At 70.4% G+C, this 17,104-nt stretch carries 14 protein-coding genes; 4 read left to right on the forward strand and 10 right to left on the reverse strand.

What is annotated here, in order from left to right; genetic code table 11:
* Positions 1-352 precede the first annotated feature (352 nt).
* From infB to rsmI, 7 genes are all read right to left on the reverse strand, one after another.
* Entirely contained in the window at positions 353-3,088 is a 2,736-nt protein-coding gene (gene infB / locus ACZ5PO_RS08180; protein WP_464192124.1) for a translation initiation factor IF-2, read from the reverse strand.
* 236 nt (positions 3,089-3,324) lie between these two features.
* Positions 3,325-3,996, reverse strand: coding sequence for an RNA-binding protein (locus tag ACZ5PO_RS08185; protein WP_464192126.1), 672 nt, complete (start codon positions 3,994-3,996; stop codon positions 3,325-3,327).
* 65 nt (positions 3,997-4,061) lie between these two features.
* Positions 4,062-5,675, reverse strand: a complete 1,614-nt coding sequence (nusA, locus tag ACZ5PO_RS08190; RefSeq protein ID WP_464192128.1) for a transcription termination factor NusA — start codon at positions 5,673-5,675, stop codon at positions 4,062-4,064.
* 186 nt (positions 5,676-5,861) lie between these two features.
* Positions 5,862-6,506: a ribosome maturation factor RimP gene (rimP, locus tag ACZ5PO_RS08195; RefSeq protein ID WP_464192130.1), complete on the reverse strand. Its 645-nt coding sequence runs from the start codon at positions 6,504-6,506 to the stop codon at positions 5,862-5,864.
* A 296-nt stretch (positions 6,507-6,802) separates the two neighbouring features.
* Positions 6,803-7,546, reverse strand: coding sequence for an ABC transporter permease (locus tag ACZ5PO_RS08200; protein WP_464192132.1), 744 nt, complete (start codon positions 7,544-7,546; stop codon positions 6,803-6,805).
* Positions 7,543-8,523 (reverse strand): ABC transporter ATP-binding protein, encoded by a 981-nt coding sequence (locus ACZ5PO_RS08205; protein ID WP_464192134.1) that lies wholly within the window; start codon positions 8,521-8,523, stop codon positions 7,543-7,545. The genes ACZ5PO_RS08200 and ACZ5PO_RS08205 overlap by 4 nt, the downstream gene beginning before the upstream one ends.
* Entirely contained in the window at positions 8,520-9,452 is a 933-nt protein-coding gene (gene rsmI / locus ACZ5PO_RS08210) for a 16S rRNA (cytidine(1402)-2'-O)-methyltransferase (protein WP_464192137.1), read from the reverse strand. Before rsmI ends, ACZ5PO_RS08205 begins: the two co-directional genes overlap by 4 nt.
* Positions 9,453-9,732: 280 nt before the next feature.
* Here rsmI and ACZ5PO_RS08215 point away from each other — a divergent pair, with 280 nt between their 5' ends.
* Positions 9,733-10,911 (forward strand): penicillin-binding protein activator, encoded by a 1,179-nt coding sequence (locus ACZ5PO_RS08215; protein ID WP_464192139.1) that lies wholly within the window; start codon positions 9,733-9,735, stop codon positions 10,909-10,911.
* Between the two features lie 12 nt (positions 10,912-10,923).
* Here ACZ5PO_RS08215 and hemW read toward each other — a convergent pair whose 3' ends face one another.
* A complete protein-coding gene (gene hemW / locus ACZ5PO_RS08220) occupies positions 10,924-12,099 on the reverse strand; it encodes a radical SAM family heme chaperone HemW (protein ID WP_464192141.1) in 1,176 nt (391 codons plus the stop codon).
* A gap of 293 nt (positions 12,100-12,392) precedes the next feature.
* Between hemW and ACZ5PO_RS08225 the strand changes: the two genes are divergently transcribed.
* Positions 12,393-12,743, forward strand: a complete 351-nt coding sequence (locus ACZ5PO_RS08225; protein WP_464192143.1) for a DUF2852 domain-containing protein — start codon at positions 12,393-12,395, stop codon at positions 12,741-12,743.
* Positions 12,744-12,934: 191 nt separating this feature from the next.
* Here the strand turns inward: ACZ5PO_RS08225 and ACZ5PO_RS08230 are convergent, their stop codons facing one another.
* Positions 12,935-13,609 carry a non-canonical purine NTP pyrophosphatase gene (locus ACZ5PO_RS08230; RefSeq protein ID WP_464192145.1) on the reverse strand — a complete coding sequence of 225 codons (675 nt, stop codon included), beginning with the start codon at positions 13,607-13,609 and terminating at the stop codon, positions 12,935-12,937.
* Positions 13,609-14,322, reverse strand: coding sequence for a ribonuclease PH (rph, locus tag ACZ5PO_RS08235; protein ID WP_464192147.1), 714 nt, complete (start codon positions 14,320-14,322; stop codon positions 13,609-13,611). The genes ACZ5PO_RS08230 and rph overlap by 1 nt, the downstream gene beginning before the upstream one ends.
* Positions 14,323-14,549: 227 nt before the next feature.
* Here rph and hrcA point away from each other — a divergent pair, with 227 nt between their 5' ends.
* Positions 14,550-15,644, forward strand: a complete 1,095-nt coding sequence (gene hrcA, locus ACZ5PO_RS08240) for a heat-inducible transcriptional repressor HrcA (RefSeq protein WP_464192150.1) — start codon at positions 14,550-14,552, stop codon at positions 15,642-15,644.
* A gap of 403 nt (positions 15,645-16,047) precedes the next feature.
* The gene (locus ACZ5PO_RS08245; RefSeq protein ID WP_464192152.1) at positions 16,048-16,863 is read left to right on the forward strand and encodes an SDR family oxidoreductase; all 816 of its coding nucleotides are present in this window, start codon (positions 16,048-16,050) and stop codon (positions 16,861-16,863) included.
* Positions 16,864-17,104: the final 241 nt, after the last annotated feature.

The following is a 17,104-nucleotide window of genomic DNA, read 5'->3' on the forward strand; positions in this document are numbered from 1 at the left end:
GATGTTCAAGGCGTCGGCGGCCTGTTCGGCTAGAGCATTTCTCTGCCATTGGATAGACCCATCCAATGGCAGAGAAATGCTCATAATCTTTTGAATCTGGAGCGCTTTCTCGCGATTGGGTGTGTCCACCCAATCGCAAAGCGCTCTAGCGTCGAGGCAGCACCCCCACCAGTCCCTTCCGCTCCGCACGGGACAGCCTCCCCTCAAGGGGGAGGCCGTTCGGCTGGCCGCCTCGCCTACTCTCGACGCATTAAAAAAGAGGCGCCTCCCTCCCCCTTGTGGGGAGGGGTAGGGGTGGGGGTGAACCGCGGCGCTTTCAGGGAAAGGCGCCAGTCCCCGTTCCAGGCGCCGGCTACAGGCTGCGCCGGATCTCCTCCACGCGATAGCACTCGATGACGTCGCCCTTGCGCATGTCCTGGTAGTTCTCGAACGACATGCCGCACTCCTGGCCGGCGCCGACTTCCTTTGCGTCGTCCTTGTAGCGCTTGAGCTGCGAGAGCTTGCCCTCGTGGATGACCACGTTGTCGCGGATGAGGCGGACGAAGGCGCCGCGCTCGACGACGCCGTCGGTGACCCGGCAGCCCGCCACCTTGCCGACCTTCGACACGTCGAAGATCTCCAGGATCTGCGCTTCGCCCAGGCGATGCTCGCGCAGCGTCGGCGCCAGCAGGCCGGACATGGCCTGTTTCACGTCGTCGACGAGGTCGTAGATCACGCTGTAGTAGCGGATCTCGACGGAGGCTCGCTCCGCCGCCTCGCGTGCTTCCTTGTTGGCGCGCACGTTGAAGCCGACCACGGCGGCCTTGGAGGCTTCCGCGAGCGTGATGTCGGATTCGGTGATGCCGCCCACCGCCGCATGCAGGATGCGGGCGGTGACCTCATCGTTGCCGAGCTTCTCCAGCGCCCCACGGATGGCCTCGACGGAGCCCTGCACGTCGCCCTTGACGACGAGGGTGAACTCCTTCTTGCCGGCGCCTTCCTTGAGGTCGCGCATCATGTCGGCCAGCGAGCGGCCGCTCGCGGCGCCGCGCGCGGCCGCCAGGTCGCGCCGCTGGCGGGCGCGGAACTCGGTGATCTCGCGGGCGCGCGCCTCGTTCTCGACCACCGCCACGCGGTCGCCGGCCTCCGGCGTGCCGTTGAAGCCGAGCACCTCGGCCGGCACCGACGGGCCCGCCTCCTTGATGTGCTCGCCGGTGTCGGCGATGAGCGCACGCACGCGGCCCCACTCGCTGCCGGCGACGACGATATCGCCCACATGCAGCGTGCCGCGGTCGATGAGCACCGTCGCCACCGGGCCGCGGCCGCGATCGAGCTTGGCCTCGATGACGTTGCCCTCGGCCGAGCGGTCCGGGTTGGCCTTGAGGTCGAGGATTTCCGCCTGCAGCTGCAGGCCCTCGAGCAGCTTGTCGAGGTTGGTGCCGACCTTGGCCGAGACCTCGAACTCCAGCGTGTCGCCGCCCATCGACTCCACCACGATCTCGTGCTGGAGCAGCTCGGTGCGCACCCGCTGCGGATTGGCGTCCGGCTTGTCGATCTTGTTGATCGCCACGATGATCGGCACCTGCGCCGCCTTGGCGTGGTTGATGGCCTCGACCGTCTGCGGCATCACGCCGTCGTCGGCGGCGACCACCAGTACGACGATGTCGGTCACCTTGGCGCCACGGGCGCGCATGGAGGTGAACGCCGCGTGGCCGGGCGTGTCGATGAAGGTGATCTTGCCGCCGAGCGGCGAGGTCACCTGGTAGGCGCCGATGTGCTGCGTGATGCCGCCGGCTTCGCCGGAGACCACGTTGGTCTTGCGGACCGCATCGAGCAGCGAGGTCTTGCCGTGGTCGACGTGGCCCATGATGGTCACGACCGGCGGCCGCGGCTTCAACGTCTCGTCGGCGTCGTCGGCGCTGAACAGGCCTTCCTCGACGTCGGATTCGGCGACGCGCCGCACCGTATGACCGAACTCCTCGGCGATCAGCTGGGCGGTGTCCGCGTCGATCACGTCGGTGATCTTGTGCATGTCACCCTGCTTCATCAGCATGCGGATGACATCCACCGCCCGCTCGGACATGCGGTTGGCGAGTTCCTGGATGGTGATCGTCTCCGGCACCACCACTTCGCGCGACAGGCGCTCGCGCGGCTCGTTGGCGCTGCCGCGGTTCATGCGCTGCACGCGGCGGCGGAAGGCGGCCACCGAGTGGGTGCGTTCGTCGCCGGCGGTCAGCGCCGTCGATACCGTCAGACGGCCACGCTGGCGGGCGTCGCCGGCAGTCTTGGCCGGCTTGGGGGCGAGCGCGGGCCGCGCCGGGGCGCCGGCACCCAGCGGCCGGCGGGGGCGGGGCGCCTCCTCGTCGGTCGTCTGCGCGGCGCGGGCGGCTGGTGCTGCCGCGGCCGGCTGAGAGGTCGTCGGCGCAGGCTTCGCGGCGGGCGGTGCCGGCGGTGTCGGCGACAGCAGCACCGGCGGGCGACGGCCGTCGTGTCGCGGCCGCGACACGATGGCTGTCGGCGTGCCCGGGCCTGCCTCGGCGCGCGCCGGCGGCGGCGTCGGCTCACGCGCCGCCGCGGCGGCGGCGGCCCGCGTGTCGCCGAGCCGACGATGGGCTTCCTCTTCCGCCCGGCGCTTGCTCTCGTCCTCGCGCCGGCGGCGCTCCTCTTCCTCGCGCTTGCGCGCCTCGGCGGCGTCGCGCTCGGCCTGCTCGCGGGCTTCGCGCTCGGCGCGGCGGCGGGCCTCCTCGATGGCGGCGCGGCGGTCCTCCTCCTCGCGGCCCTTGGCCTCGGTGAGGGCCCGGATGCGGGCCTCGCGCTCGTCCTCGGTCAGCGTCCGCAGCACCACACCGGTCGGGCGCTGCTGCGGCGGGGCCGGGCGGCTGGGCACGGTCTGCGACGGCGGCTGACGCACGATGGGGGTCGGCGGCGCCTCTTTCAGCTCGCCCGGGCCCAGGGCACGACGCTTCACCTTCTCGACCACGACCGACTTGCTGCGGCCGTGCGAGAAGCTTTGGCGTACTGTCCCGTGCTCGACCGGGCGCTTGAGCGTCAACGTCTTGGATTGTCCGACGCTGATCGTCTTGTCGCCCGGGTTCTTGCTCTCGCTCATTCCGTTCCTGCCGCTCGCCCTTCAGCGCTCATCGGTCGGGTCGTCCGCCCGAGCGACATGCGCTCATGACTGAAAAGTGGGAGCATTTCCACCGGTCGGAAACATCCGATCGAGACGTGCTCCGGCGGGTCACCCTGACCCTGATGTTCCGTTCCGGCCGAATTCGGCCCACGCGCAGCCCCAGACCTGCCGGGACTCTAGCCTCCGTGCCCATGGGCACCGCGTTGCGACTGGTGCTATTTATCCGCTTCGGGGACGCTGGGCCCATCGAGCCCGCCGACCGGCTCGATCGGCCGCGACCCCCGAAAACAAGATAGCCGTCGCCATCGAGCCAGGAAGCCTGTGCTCGCCGGGCCGGCAATAAGGGCTGCATGTATCACATGTGGTGCCCCTAATGCCAAACCCAAATCATCGCCGGCAAAGACATCGGCGACAATTATTCGCTCCGCCGCGGCATCACCCTGCCGCCGCACCGCCTGACCCAGCTTGCGGACGCCATCGGCGGCCGCCTCGCGGGCATGCAGCAGAACCACCACATGGCCCTTGCCGATGGCAGTTTCCACCTTGGTGAAGCCGCAGACCGCCTCGCCCGCCTTGTTGGCGAAGGACAACGCCTGCAGCGCATCCCGCTCGAGCAGGCGGTCGACGTCCTCGGCCAGCGTCGCCGGCACGGTGACCTGCGTCTTCAGGCTGCGGGCAAAGGCCTTGCGCCGCACCGCCTCGCGCACCAGCTCGGCCTGCCCCGCCACCCAGGCGCCGCGACCGGGAAGACGGCCCTTGAGGTCGGGCACCAGCACGCCGTCCGGCCCGGCGACGAAGCGGATCATCTCATGCGGCGCGCGGACCTCGCGCGACACGATGCACGATCGCTCCGGCCCGTCGTCGTCCTTGCTGCGCCGCTGCGCCAATCACGTCGTCCTTCCGGTTGCGTCGATGGCCGAGTCAAGCCCGGCCATGACGATGAACGCTGGTCTCAAGCGTCCGGCTGATGCTCGCCGGCGGCGTCGTCCTCCGCCTCCTCGGCGTCCTCGACGGGCGCCGGCGCCTCGATCCAGCCGGCCTTGACGCGCGCCGCCATGATCATCGCCTCGGCCTCCGCCCGCGACAGATCGAAGCCGTCGAGCGCGCCCTTGTGGCGGATCGCCTCGCCGTCCTTGCGCTCCGTCCAGCCGGCCAGGTCGTCGGTGACCGCGCCGGCGAGGTCCTCCACCGTCTTGATGTCGTTCTCGCCGAACGCCACCAGCATGGGCATGGTGACGCCGTCGATTTCCAGCAACGCGTCCTCGACGCCGAGCTCGCGCCGGCGCGCATCCTGTTCGCCTTCGACCTTGGCCAGGTATTCCTGCGCCCGCATCTGAATCTCCTGTGCGGTCTCCTCGTCGAAGCCCTGGATCGAGGCCAGCTCCGGGAGGTCGACCATGGCGAGCTCCTCGACCGAGCTGAAGCCTTCCGAGGCGAGCAACTGGCCGACGACCTCGTCGACGTCGAGCGCGTCCATGAAGGCGGCGGTGCGCTCGGTGAATTCCTTCTGGCGGCGCTCCGATTCCTCCGCCTCGGTCATGATGTCGATGTCCCAGCCGGTGAGCTGGGAGGCGAGCCGCACGTTCTGGCCGCGGCGGCCGATGGCCAGCGACAGCTGGTCGTCGGGCACGACCACCTCGATGCGCTCGTTGTCCTCGTCGAGGACCACCTTGACCACCTCGGCCGGCTGCAAGGCGTTGACGATGAAGGTGGCGTGGTCGGGCGACCAGGGAATGATGTCGATCTTCTCGCCCTGCAGCTCGCCGACCACAGCCTGCACGCGCGAGCCGCGCATGCCGACGCAGGCGCCGACCGGATCGATGGAGCTGTCGCGGGAGATCACGGCGATCTTGGCGCGCGAGCCCGGATCGCGGGCGACGGCCTTCACCTCGACGACGCCGTCGTAGATCTCGGGCACCTCCTGCGCGAACAGCTTGGCCATGAACTGCGGATGGGTGCGCGACAGGAAGATCTGCGGCCCGCGGGTCTCGCGGCGCACGTCGTAGACGTAGGCGCGCACGCGGTCGCCCGGCCGGAAGGTCTCGCGCGGGATCAGCTCGTCACGCCGCACGATGGCCTCGCCGCGGCCGAGGTCGACGACGACGTTGCCGTACTCGGCTCGCTTCACCAGGCCGTTGACGATCTCGCCGATGCGGTCCTTGTACTCGTCGTATTGGCGGTCACGCTCGGCCTCGCGCACCTTCTGCACGATCACCTGCTTGGCCGACTGCGCCGCGATGCGGCCGAAGTCGAAGGGCGGCAGCGTCTCGGCGATGTAGTCGCCGACCTGGGCCGCCGGATTGCGGCGCCGCGCGTCCTCGACGGAAATCTGCGTGGCGTCGTTGTCGACGGTATCGGCGACGAGCAGCAGCCGCGACAGCCGGATCTCGCCGCTCTTCGGGTTGATCTCGGCGCGCACCTCGGTCTCGCTGCCGTAGCGGGAGCGGGCCGCCTTCTGGATGGCGTCCTCCATGGCCGCGAGCACGATCTGCCGATCGATCACCTTTTCACGGGCGACCGCATCGGCGATCTGCAAGAGCTCGAGCCTATTGGCGCTGACGGCCATGGAATTCTCCTTCTTCAACCATCGTTGCGGGCGGCTCCTCGGGTCTTTGTCCGCGCGCAACGCCAGAAACCATCGGTTTCACGACGTAGAAACTCTGTGGTGGCATCGGTTCACCCGGAAGCCGATGTCTGCTCTTGGGTCGACCTTTCGGGTCGACCTCTTGGGCCGATCTCTTGGGCCGCCGCGCTAATGCGGCCGCCCGGCCGGTCCATCGTGCTCGCCGTCCTCGTCCTGGCCGTCCTCGTTGGCCTCGTCGTCGAGCGTGGCATCGGCCCGCGCCCGCCGCGCCGCCTTGTCGCGGCGCAACGCCTCGCTGATCAGCGCGTCGGTGAGCACCAGCCGCGCCTCGCCGATCTCGCCCAGCGGCAGCCGCACCAGGCGGTCCTCGCCCACCCCCGCGTCGGGCAGCTCCAGCAGCACGTCGTCGCCGTCCACGCCGCGGATGACGCCGCGATAGCGCTTGCGGCCGGCGATCGGCACCGCGAGCTCGAGCTTGGCCTCATGGTCGGCCCAGCGCTCGAAATCCGAGCGGCGGACCAGCGGCCGGTCGATGCCCGGCGACGACACCTCGAGATGGTAGGCACGGGCGATGGGGTCGTCGACATCGAGAGCCGGCGACACGCCGCGGCTCACCGCCTCGCAATCCTCCACGCTCATGGTCCCGTCCGGCCGCTCGGCCATGATCTGCACCGTGCAGCCGTTGAGGGCGGTGACGCGCACCCGCACCAGCCGGTAGCCCAGATCGGCGAGCACCGGCTCGATGATCGCCGCCACGCGCGCCGCCACGCCGCCTTCGCCGATGACGCGTCTGTCGGATGTCTCCACAGTCATGAGCCGCCAGTCCCCCGGTGCCGAGCAGGCCGATATGTGCCGAGCCAGTGCCAAAAGAGCGGCCCCCGCCAGGAGGACCACTCTCCGGATAAGTCCATTGAAGGACCTGTCTGGAATGTTGGAATGGCGCAGATGTAATCGAAAAGGCGGCTTACTGCAAGGTCTTGCCGTCGCTCTCTAAGCTCTTGTTCTGAAAGCGCGAGGTTCCCCCACCCCTACCCCTCCCCAGCAGGGCGAGGGAGGAGTGAACCTCGACGCCACCAGGACCTGGTCGACAGCAAGCCATCAAACCTTAGCTACCGCGGGCGGCTCGCCCGCTCCAGCCGCCGCAGCACGGCGTCGACGGCGATGGCGGTCGCCGCCACGGCGATGCAGCCCTGGACCACGAAGGCCGGGTTGGAGCCGACCAGGCCGGCGATGATCGGATCGCCCAGGGTGGAGGCGCCGACGACGGAGCCGATCGTCGCCGTGCCCATGGCCGTCGCCGCGCTGGTGCGCAGGGCGGCGAGCACCAGCGGCGCGGCCAGCGGCAGCTCCAGCTGCCGCAGCATCTGGCCGGGGCTCAGGCCCATGCCGGCGGCGGCCTCCTTGAGCTGCGGCGGCGTGCCGTCGAAGGCGGCGAGCGCCGTCTGCAGCACCGGCAGCAGGCCGTACAGCACCAGCGCCACGATCGTCGGCACCGCACCGAAGCCGATCATCGGCACCGCCAGCGCCAGGACGGCGACGGGCGGGATGGTCTGGCCCAGCGCCACCAGCGATTCGGCCAGCGGGCGGAACGCGGTGCCGGCGCCGCGCGTCACGGCGATGGCGGTGCCCAGGCCCAGCACCAGGGCAATGGTGCAGGCCACGCCGACCAGCAGCAGGTGATTGAGCGCCAGCGCCAGCAGCGGCGAGCGCCCGTAGACCGGGCTGGCGCCAGCCGGCGCCAGCCCGGCGAACAATGCTCCCGCATGGGGCAAGGCCCATAGCAGCGCGAGCCAGCCCGCCAGCAGCGCCGGCAGCATCCCGAGCCGTCGGCCGGCCGCGGCCATGGTGCTCATCGCGGCGCCAGATCCGACCAGTCGAGGGTGCCCACCGGCTGCCCCGCCGCGTCGACGACGCTCAGCCGGTCGGCGCGCTGCTCCAGCATGGCCGAGAGCGCCTCGCGCAGGCTGGCGGCGGCGTCGACCCGCGGCCCCTCGGCGCCGTCGCCGGCCCGCGTCGGCCGGACCCGGTCGGCCACCTGCTCCAGCGCCAGGCGGCGCAGGCCGATCTCGCCGCCGCCGAGGAAATCGTAGGTGAAGGAGCCGGCGGCCGCGGCGGTCACCTGGCGCGGGGAGCCGAACGACACGAGGTGGCCGGCGTTCAGCAGGGCGATGTCGGTCGCCAGCTTGATGGCCTCGTCGACGTCGTGGGTGACGAATACGATCGTCTTGCCCGTGCGGCGCTGGATCTCCTTGATCTCGTCCTGCAGGTCGAGCCGCGTCACCGGGTCGAGCGCGCTGAACGGCTCGTCCATCAGCAGGATCGGCGGATCGGCGGCGAGTGCGCGGGCGATGCCGACCCGCTGCTGCTGGCCGCCGGACAGCTGGTGCGGGTAGCGGCCGATGTGCTCGGCCGGCAGGCGCAGCAGGCCGACGAGCTCCTCGATCCGCTGGCGGATGCGCGGCCTGGGCCAGCCCAGCAGGCGGGGCACGGTGGCGATGTTGTCGCCGATGGTCCAATGCGGGAACAGCCCGCCGGACTGGATCACGTAGCCGATGCCGCGCCGGAGCTCCACGGCGTCGCGCGCGGCGATGTCCTCGCCGTCCACCAGCACCCGGCCGAGATCGGGGTTTTCCAGCCGGTTGATGAGCTTGAGCGTCGTCGTCTTGCCGCAGCCCGACGGGCCGATCAGCACCAGGAAACGGCCCGGCGGCACGGCGAGGTCGAGGCGGTCGAGGATGGTGCGACCGCCGAGCGCCTTGGTCACGGCCTCGAACACGATCGCGGGTCGCCCGCTCGCGGCGCCGTCGGGCGGTGCCGCGGCGGCGGTCATTCTGGCCCCCGGCGGTCCTTGGCGCCGAGCAGCAGCGCCCGGGCATAGACGTCCCGCCGCGGCAGGCCGGTTTCGGCGGTGACGAGCGCCACCGCCTCCTTGAGCGAATGCTCGCCGAGCAGGCGGCCGAGGCGCTCGTCGAGGTCGTCGTCCGCCACGGCGGCGGCGATCGGACCGCCGATCAGCACCACGATCTCGCCGCGCGGCGGCCCCGCCTCGGCGTAATGGCGGGCGAGGCCCGGCAGCTCGTCGCGCACGACGCTCTCGTAGAGCTTGGTGAGCTCGCGGGCCACCGCCGCCGGGCGAGGCCCCAGGATGGCCGCGGCGTCCTCGAGCATGTCGGCCAGGCGCTGGGCCGATTCGAAGAACACCAGCGTGCCCGGCACCTGGGCCAGGCTGAGCAGGCGTGCGCGCCGCGCTGCGGTCTTCGGCGGCAGGAAGCCGCCGAAGAAGAAGCTGTCGGTCGGCAGGCCGGACACCACCAGCGCGGTCAGCACCGCCGAGGGGCCGGGCACGCTGGTCACCTCGATGCCGGCGGCCAGCGCATCCTCCACCAGCTTGTAGCCGGGATCGGAGACGAGCGGCGTGCCGGCGTCGGAGACCAGGGCCAGCGCCTGGCCCTCGCGCAGCCGCGCCAGGATCTTCGGCCGCATCTGGGCGGCGTTGTGCTCGTGATAGCTCAGCAGCGGCGTGGTGATGCCGTAGTGGGCGAGCAGGCTCTTGGTGACGCGCGAATCCTCGGCGATCACCGCATCGGCCGCCGCCAGCGTGCCGAGCGCCCGGAACGAGATGTCCTTCAGGTTGCCGATGGGCGTGGCGACCAGGTGCAGCCCCGGCGCGATACGATCGGCTTCCGCCGCCAGGCCGAAGGCGGTGAAACGCGAGGGCTCCGCCGCTGTTGCCGTCCGCTGCTCCGGTACCTTCGCCACGCTCGACCCTCACCCCACGCCGCACCCTGGCACGGAACCGGTGCCGACCGGAAGCGCCGCCGGCCGCCGGAGGACAGCGATCGGCCTAACCAGTCGAGGTCAAACGAAATCCCCCGTTTACCGCTGTGGCCGAAGATGACTGCCAGCGCAGCCAGCGGCGCATCGCAAATGAATCGGAAGCTACACATTTACCCTCTACTGTGCTTTGTACGCCCTGGCCGTCCGCTATTCGTGCAGGGCGGCCGCCCTTTCATCGGCCGATACGAACGGGAGTAAGCCGGTGCCGGTCTGGATCGATCCCCTGAGCCGTCGCGAGGCGCTGCGCCTCGCCCTCAAGCTCGGCGCCGCGGCGCCGGTGGTCGGCCTGGCCGGCGGATGCACCAACGACATGGCCGGCTTGACCTCGAGCGAGCCGGTGCAGCCTGCGGCGACGATCGGCACCGGCACGGTCAAGGTGGCGCTGATCCTGCCGCTGTCGGCGCAGGGCGGCATGGCCGGCACCGCGGCCTCGATGCGCAATGCCGCCGATCTCGCCATCGCCGAGTTCGGCAAGGCCAACATCCAGATCCTGGTGTTCGACGACGGCGGCACGGCGGAGGGTGCCCGCGCCGCCGCGCGGGCGGCGGTGGCCCAGAACGTCGAGCTGATCCTGGGGCCGCTGCTGGCGCCCGCGGTGGCGGCGGCGGGCCAGGTGGCAAAGGCGGCCGGGCGGCCGGTCATCGCCTTCTCCACCGATGCCTCCGTCGCCTCCCCCGGCGTCTACCTGATGAGCTTCCTGCCGGAGAGCGACGTGCAGCGGGTGGTGAGCTACGCCGCCTCGCAAGGCCGGTCGGCGTTCGCGGCGGCGATCCCCGACACCGCCTACGGCAACGTCGTGGCCGCCGCCTTCCAGCAGGTGGTGCCGGCGCGGCAGGGCCGCATCGTCGGCCTGGAGCGCTTCTCCGGTGACAATGGGGCCGACGCGGTGCGGCGGCTCGGCGGCGCCTTGGCCGGCGCCGACGCCCTGTTCCTGCCCGACGGCGCCACGCTGCCGTCGATCGCCGGCGCCCTGCCGAGCGTGCAGTTCGACAAGGCCAAGGTGAAGCTCCTCGGCACCAGCCAATGGAACGACGGCTCGCTCCTGCGCCTTCCGGCCCTGCAAGGGGGCTGGTTCGCGGCGCCGCCGTCGACCGGGTTCTACGCCTTCTCCGACCGCTATCGCGCCAAGTACGGCGGCGCGCCGGCCCGTGTCGCCAGCGTCTGCTACGATGCCGTCTCGCTGGTGGCGGCGCTGGAACGGACGCAGGGGGAGAAGCGCTTCGCCGAGGCGACGCTGACCAATCCGTCCGGCTTCAGCGGCGCCGACGGGGTGTTCCGCTTCCGCCGTGACGGCCTCAACGAGCGCACCCTCGCCGTCTACGAGGTGAGGGGCGGCGACGGCGAGGTGGTGAGTCCGGCGCCCAAAAGCCTCGGCAGCTGAGCCGCCGTCGGCTCAGGCCGCCAGGCGCGCGATGACCGCGTCCAGCAGCGGAAACCCCGCCGGGGTCAGCGCCAGGCGGCCCGCCTCGTGCGTCAGCAGGCCGGCCTGCGCCAGCTCGTCGATGCGCTCGCGGCGCAAGGCGCGGCCGGCGAGCATGGTGTAGCGGCCGCTGTCGACGCCCTCGGCGAGCCGCAGGCCCATGACCAGCAGCTCGTCGCCCTGGGCCTCGGCCGTGAGCGGCTCGGCCTCGATCAGCCCATGTCCCTGCCGCTCGACGGCGGCGAGCCAGGTCTCCGGCACCGGTTCCGTCGCCATGGCGAGCCGCCCCTCGGGCCCGACCAGGCGGCCGTGCGCGCCCGGGCCGACGCCGGCGTATTCGCCGTAGCGCCAGTAGACCAGATTGTGCCGGCACTCGCGTCCCGGGCGGGCGTGGTTGGAGACCTCGTAGGCCGGCAGGCCGTGTCGTTCGCAGGTCTCCTGGGTGACGTCCCACAGGGCGCGGCCGAGCTCCTCGTCGGGAATGGTGAGCTTGCCGGCCCGGTACAGCCGCTCGAACCAGGTGCCGGGCTCGATGGTCAGCTGGTAGAGCGAGAGATGCTCGGCGGCGCGCGCCAGGGCCTGCTCCAGCTCGATCCGCCAGTCCGCCGGGCTCTGCTCCGGGCGGGCGTAGATCAGGTCGAAGGAGAAGCGCTCGAAGTGCCGCGCCGCGACCGCGACCGCAGCCAGCGCCTCGGCCGCGGTGTGCAGCCGGCCGAGCCGCTTGAGGTCGGCGTCGTTGAGCGCCTGCACCCCGAGCGACACCCGGTTGACGCCGGCCGTCCGGTAGTCGCGGAAGCGATCGGCCTCGACGCTGGTGGGATTGGCCTCCAGCGTGACCTCGGCGTCGCCGGCCACCGCCCAATGGCGACCGATGGCGTCGAGAATGGCGCCGACGGTGCGGCCCTGCATCAGCGACGGCGTGCCGCCGCCGAAGAAGATGCTCGTCACCGTGCGGCCGGGGGCGACGGCGGCACGGTGCGCCAGCTCGCGCTCGAAGGCGGCGAGGAAGCGGGCTTCGTCGACCGGCGCCCGGCGCACGTGGCTGTTGAAGTCGCAGTAGGGGCATTTGGAGGCGCAGAACGGCCAGTGCACGTAGACGGCGAAGCCCGCGTCGAAGGGCGGTCGAGCATCTGCGGTCGGGCTGATCATGGGGTCGAGATGGCCATTGGCATGTGTTGAGTGGAGATGGAGGGCAGGGTCAAGGCCCGCAACGACTCCGCAGACTACGCGCGAGAATCCGAGCGCCTGGCACGCCCGCGCCGGATCGGCTCAACGAAATCGTCGCCGCGACTTCTTGAAAGCGCCAGGATCGTCCCCCCACATACCAGCCTGGTTCACTTTTTGGAGACGTTGATGTCCACCTCTGCCTCCGCCTGGAACGGCAACGCTGCCGCCCAACGCTGCGGCCGCCCCCCAAGCGTGCCCTCGAGATTGGCGGCATCGTGTTCGCCTTCATCTGGTTCTGGCCGCTGGCCGTCGCCTACATCGCCTGGAAGGTCATGGGCTATCCCGTGCCCAAGGACCTCAAGGACTTCGTCGAGCGCAACTTCTCCTTCCTGTCGGAAGGCTCGTTCCGCCCGACCTACGGCGCCTACTCCCCGACCGGCAACAGCCACTTCGACGACTATCGTCGCGGCGAGCTGGAGCGCCTCGAGGCTGAGCGTCGCCGGCTCGACGAGGAGGCCCGCGAGTTCGCGGCCTTCGTCGAGGAGCTCAAGCGGGCCAAGGATCGCGAGGAGTTCGACGCCTACATGCGCCGCCGTCGCGCCGCCGACACCACCCGCGAGGCGTAAGCTTCAGGGCGGACCGATGGCCGGGCCCCGTGGTCCGGCCATTTTGTTTTTGATGCCTTCGGCACGTCGTAGTCGGGCTTGACCCGACTATCCATTGTTCGAAGACGACATCGGCCCGCAGGGCCGGCTATCGCCGGCGTTCCCCAGCGCGGATGGATGGTCGGGTCAAGCCCGACCATGACGCGTTGTTGTCAGACGCCGAGGCAGCTGCGCGCCAGGCTGACGAAGGCGCGGGCCCGGTGCGACAACGCCGCCGCCTCGCCGCCCGCCGCGGCCCTGGACCAGTCGATGCCGTGCTTGGCCTCGCTCGGCAGCTCGCCGAAGGTCTCGGCCATGCCCGCCGGCCGGAAGATCGGATCGTAGCCGAAGCCCTGGCTGCCGCGCGGCGGCCAGACGAGGTCGCCGAACACCCGGCCTTCGAACAGAGCTTCCTCACCCTCCGGCCAGGCGACCACCAGAGCCGAAACGAAGTGTCCCTTCCGCACCGCATCCCGGCCGATGCCGCGGCGGGTGAGCTCGGCGTCGATGCGGGCCATGGCGGCGGCGAAGTCCTTCGTCGGGCCGCCCCAGCGGGCCGAGAAGATGCCGGGCGCACCGTCGAGCGCATCGACACAGATGCCGGAATCGTCCGCCAGCGCCGGCCATCCCGCGGCGGCCGCGGCGCGCGCCTTGATCGCCGCGTTCTCGGCGAAGGTGGTGCCGGTCTCCTCCGGCTCGGGCAGGCCGAGCTCTCCCGCCGACACCGCATCGACCCCGAAGGGCCCGAGCAGCTCGCGCATCTCCCGGAGCTTGCCGGGATTGTGGGTGGCGATGACGACGCGGCCGCCGAGCCGGCGCGCGGCCTGGACGGGCAGCGGACCGGCCATCACGCCACCGCCAGCTGTTGCAGGTCGACCAGCTTGGCGGCGCCGATCCTGGCGAGACGCAGCAGCTCGAGCAGCTCCGCGTCGGAGAACGGCTTGCCTTCGGCCGTGCCCTGCACCTCGACGATGCCGCCGGTGCCGGTGATGACGAAGTTGGCGTCGGTCTCCGCGGTCGAATCCTCGGCGTAGTCGAGGTCGAGCACCGGGACCCCCTGGTGGATGCCGCAGGATACGGCCGCCACGTGGTCCTTGAGCGGCTGCCCCGACACGATCGAACGCGCCTTCATCCAGGCGATGCAATCATGCAGGGCGACCCACGCCCCGGTGATGGCAGCGGTGCGGGTGCCGCCGTCCGCCTGCAGCACGTCGCAATCGACCGAGATCTGCCGCTCACCGAGCGCCGGAAGGTCGACGACGGCGCGCAGCGAGCGGCCGATGAGGCGCTGGATCTCCTGGGTGCGGCCGGACGGCTTGCCGGCGGTGACCTCGCGCCGGGTGCGCTCGAGGGTGGCGCGGGGCAGCATGGAATATTCGGCCGTCACCCAGCCGCGGCCCTGGCCGCGCAGCCACGGCGGCGCCCGCTCCTCCAGCGAGGCGGTGCAGAACACGTGCGTGTCGCCGAACTTGACGAGGCAGGACCCCTCCGCGTACCGCGCCACCCCGCGTTCGAGGGTCACTTTGCGCATTTCGTCGGGAGCGCGTTTGGAAGGCCGCATGAACAAGTCCTGGTTACCGGTGCCGGAATGCGCTTCTAGAGCGGGACGAAGACAGGTGTGAAGTGCTATTTGCCGATGCACGCCGCGCGAGCGGCGGCCAGGGGCCGCAGCCCGGGCCGGCCGCCTGGGACAGGATGAACCGGTGAGCTCCGCGCTTCATGCAGGCACCGGCGCTTGAAAGAGAGGCTCAACACCACTTATGTTTCGGTGATGGCGCGAGGCCGTGGATGACAGTTCCTATCGGAGCCGGGACCGTTCCGGATCGCATCCGCGCATTGGCCGAGCTCAACGAGCGGTCCCGCGAGATTTTTCGGCAGATCGTCGAGAGCTATCTGGCCACCGGCGAGCCGGTGGGCTCGCGCAATCTGTCCCGCATCATCCCCATGACGCTGTCGCCGGCCTCGATCCGCAACGTCATGGCGGACCTGGAGCACGCGGGCCTGATCTACGCCCCGCATACCTCCGCCGGCCGTCTGCCGACGGAGACCGGCCTGCGCTTCTTCGTCGACGCCATGCTGGAGATCGGCGATCTCGCCGCCGACGAGCAGGGGCGCATGGAAGCCGAGCTGCGCGCTGCGGCCGCGGGCCATTCGCTCGAAAGCGCGCTGACCCAGGCGACCCAGATGCTGTCGGGGCTGTCGCGCAGCGCCGGCGTCGTGGTGACCACCAAGAGCAACGCCCTGCTGAAGCATGTCGAGTTCGTCCGGCTCGACCCGCGCCGGGCGCTGGTGGTGCTCGTCGGCGAGGACGGCAATGTGGAGAACCGCATCGTCGACCTGCCCGCGGGCCTGCCCGGCTCGGCGCTGATCGAGGCGAGCAACTTCCTCAACGCCCAGGTGCGCGGCAAGACGCTGGCGGACCTGAAGCGCGAGATCAGCAGCCGCCGTTCCGACGTGGAGCGCGAGCTGGATGCGTTGACGGCGCGGCTGGTCGACATGGGCCTGGCGATCGCCGTCGGCACCTCGATGGACGCCCGCCAGCTCATCGTGCGCGGCCAGGCGCACCTGCTGGAAGACGTCACCGTGGGCGAGGAGCTGGAGCGGGTGCGCCTGCTGTTCGCCGACCTGGAGACGCAGAAGGACGTGATCGACCTGCTCGCCCGGGCCGAAGGCGGCGAAGGCGTGCGCATCTATATCGGCTCCGAGAACAAGCTGTTCTCGCTGTCCGGCTCGTCGATGATCGCGGCGCCCTTCCACGACGGCCAGCAGCGCATCGTGGGTGTCGTCGGCGTCATCGGCCCGACCCGGCTCAACTATGCCCGCATCGTCCCCATGGTCGACTACACCGCCCGGCTGGTGTCGATCCTCTACGAGGGGCGGTGACCTCCCTAGAGCGCTTCTCTTGCGATTGGGTGGACTCACCCAATCGCAAGCGAAGCGCCCCAGATTCAAAAGGTTATGAGCATTTCTCCGTCATTGGATGATCCCATCCAATGACGAAATGCTCTAGTGTGGCGAATCCGAAATTCGCACCACCTCGGGGCAGCGCTGGGGGCGAATTTCGGATTCTCAAGCCACACTAGCAACTCTATGATTCTAGTGTGGTTTAATGGATCTGAAGTTCCTGAACGTGGATGCCATGTGGGGGGCAGGAACTTCAGATCCACCACACTAGCGCGTCACGCCCGGCCGTGACGACGGACGAGCGCCGTCGGCGCTTGTCTCGGGCGTCCGCCGGGCGCAGAACAGCAAGTGTATCTGTTATACGATTTTGTTGGGAGGACCGATGAAGGAGCTGTTTTCGCTCGCGGGCAGGGTCGCGCTGGTGACCGGAGGCTCGCGCGGCATCGGCAAGATGATCGCCAGGGGCTTCGTCGAGAGCGGCGCCAAGGTCTACATCACCGCCCGCAAGGCGGCTGCCTGTGACGCCGCCGCGGCGGAGCTGTCGCAGCATGGTACCTGCATCTCGCTGCCGGTCGACGTCTCCACCGTCGACGGCGCCCGCTTCCTGGCCAAGGCGATCGGCGAACGCGAGCCCAAGCTCGACATCCTGGTCAACAACGCCGGCGCCGCCTGGGCCGCCGAGTTCGACACCTTCCCGGAGAACGGCTGGGACAAGGTGATGAACCTCAACCTCAAGGCGCCGTTCTTCCTGACCCAGGCGCTCGTCGCCCTGCTGCGCAAGGGCGCGACGGCGGAGAAGCCGGCCAAGGTCATCAACATCGCCTCGATCGACGGCATCTTCGTCAACCCGCTGGAGACCTATTCGTACGCGGCGAGCAAGGCCGGCCTGATCCATCTGACCCGGCGCATGGCCGCCAAGCTGATCGCCGACCACATCGTCGTCACCGCCATCGCCCCCGGCCCGTTCCAGTCCGACATGAACATCGATGCGCGGGACAACGCCGACGGCGTCGCCAGGCGCGTTCCTGCCGGCCGCATCGGCACCGAGGAGGACATGGCGGGCGCCGCCATCTTCCTGGCGTCCCGCGCCGGCGACTACGTGGTCGGCTCGACGCTCACGGTCGACGGCGGCATCGCCTTCGGCAAGGGCGGCTTCGAGGGCAACAGCTGGAAGATGGAAGGCGCCGGCGGCGCCTAGACCCGCTCTGCGGACCTCGCCCCGCTTGCGGGGAGAGGTCGCCTTGCGCGCCAGCGCAAGGCGGGTGAGGGGGCTCCCGGAGGAGGCTCAGGCCGGTCACGACACGCGGCAAGCCCCCTCACCCCTCCCTCTCCCCACAAGTGGGGCGAGGGCGCGCGGCGGCTCCGTCGACGCAAACGCCGTCAAACAGAGTTTCGCCCTTGCTCGTCCCAGTCGAGACGTGCGCATACGATAGGCGCAC

It is taken from the genome of Chelatococcus sp. KU-N122, assembly GCF_055391085.1.

What these genes read in the sequence shown, in the direction of transcription:
- hemW (WP_464192141.1), bottom strand. Translation starts at nt 12,099, where the DNA reads ATGATCAGCCCGACCGCAGATGCTCGACCGCCCTTCGACGCGGGCTTC.
- ACZ5PO_RS08245 (WP_464192152.1), top strand. Translation starts at nt 16,048, where the DNA reads ATGAAGGAGCTGTTTTCGCTCGCGGGCAGGGTCGCGCTGGTGACCGGA.
- ACZ5PO_RS08205 (WP_464192134.1), bottom strand. Translation starts at nt 8,523, where the DNA reads ATGACCGCCGCCGCGGCACCGCCCGACGGCGCCGCGAGCGGGCGACCC.
- hrcA (WP_464192150.1), top strand. Translation starts at nt 14,550, where the DNA reads ATGACAGTTCCTATCGGAGCCGGGACCGTTCCGGATCGCATCCGCGCA.
- infB (WP_464192124.1), bottom strand. Translation starts at nt 3,088, where the DNA reads ATGAGCGAGAGCAAGAACCCGGGCGACAAGACGATCAGCGTCGGACAA.
- ACZ5PO_RS08200 (WP_464192132.1), bottom strand. Translation starts at nt 7,546, where the DNA reads ATGAGCACCATGGCCGCGGCCGGCCGACGGCTCGGGATGCTGCCGGCG.
- ACZ5PO_RS08230 (WP_464192145.1), bottom strand. Translation starts at nt 13,609, where the DNA reads ATGGCCGGTCCGCTGCCCGTCCAGGCCGCGCGCCGGCTCGGCGGCCGC.
- nusA (WP_464192128.1), bottom strand. Translation starts at nt 5,675, where the DNA reads ATGGCCGTCAGCGCCAATAGGCTCGAGCTCTTGCAGATCGCCGATGCG.
- rph (WP_464192147.1), bottom strand. Translation starts at nt 14,322, where the DNA reads ATGCGGCCTTCCAAACGCGCTCCCGACGAAATGCGCAAAGTGACCCTC.
- rimP (WP_464192130.1), bottom strand. Translation starts at nt 6,506, where the DNA reads ATGACTGTGGAGACATCCGACAGACGCGTCATCGGCGAAGGCGGCGTG.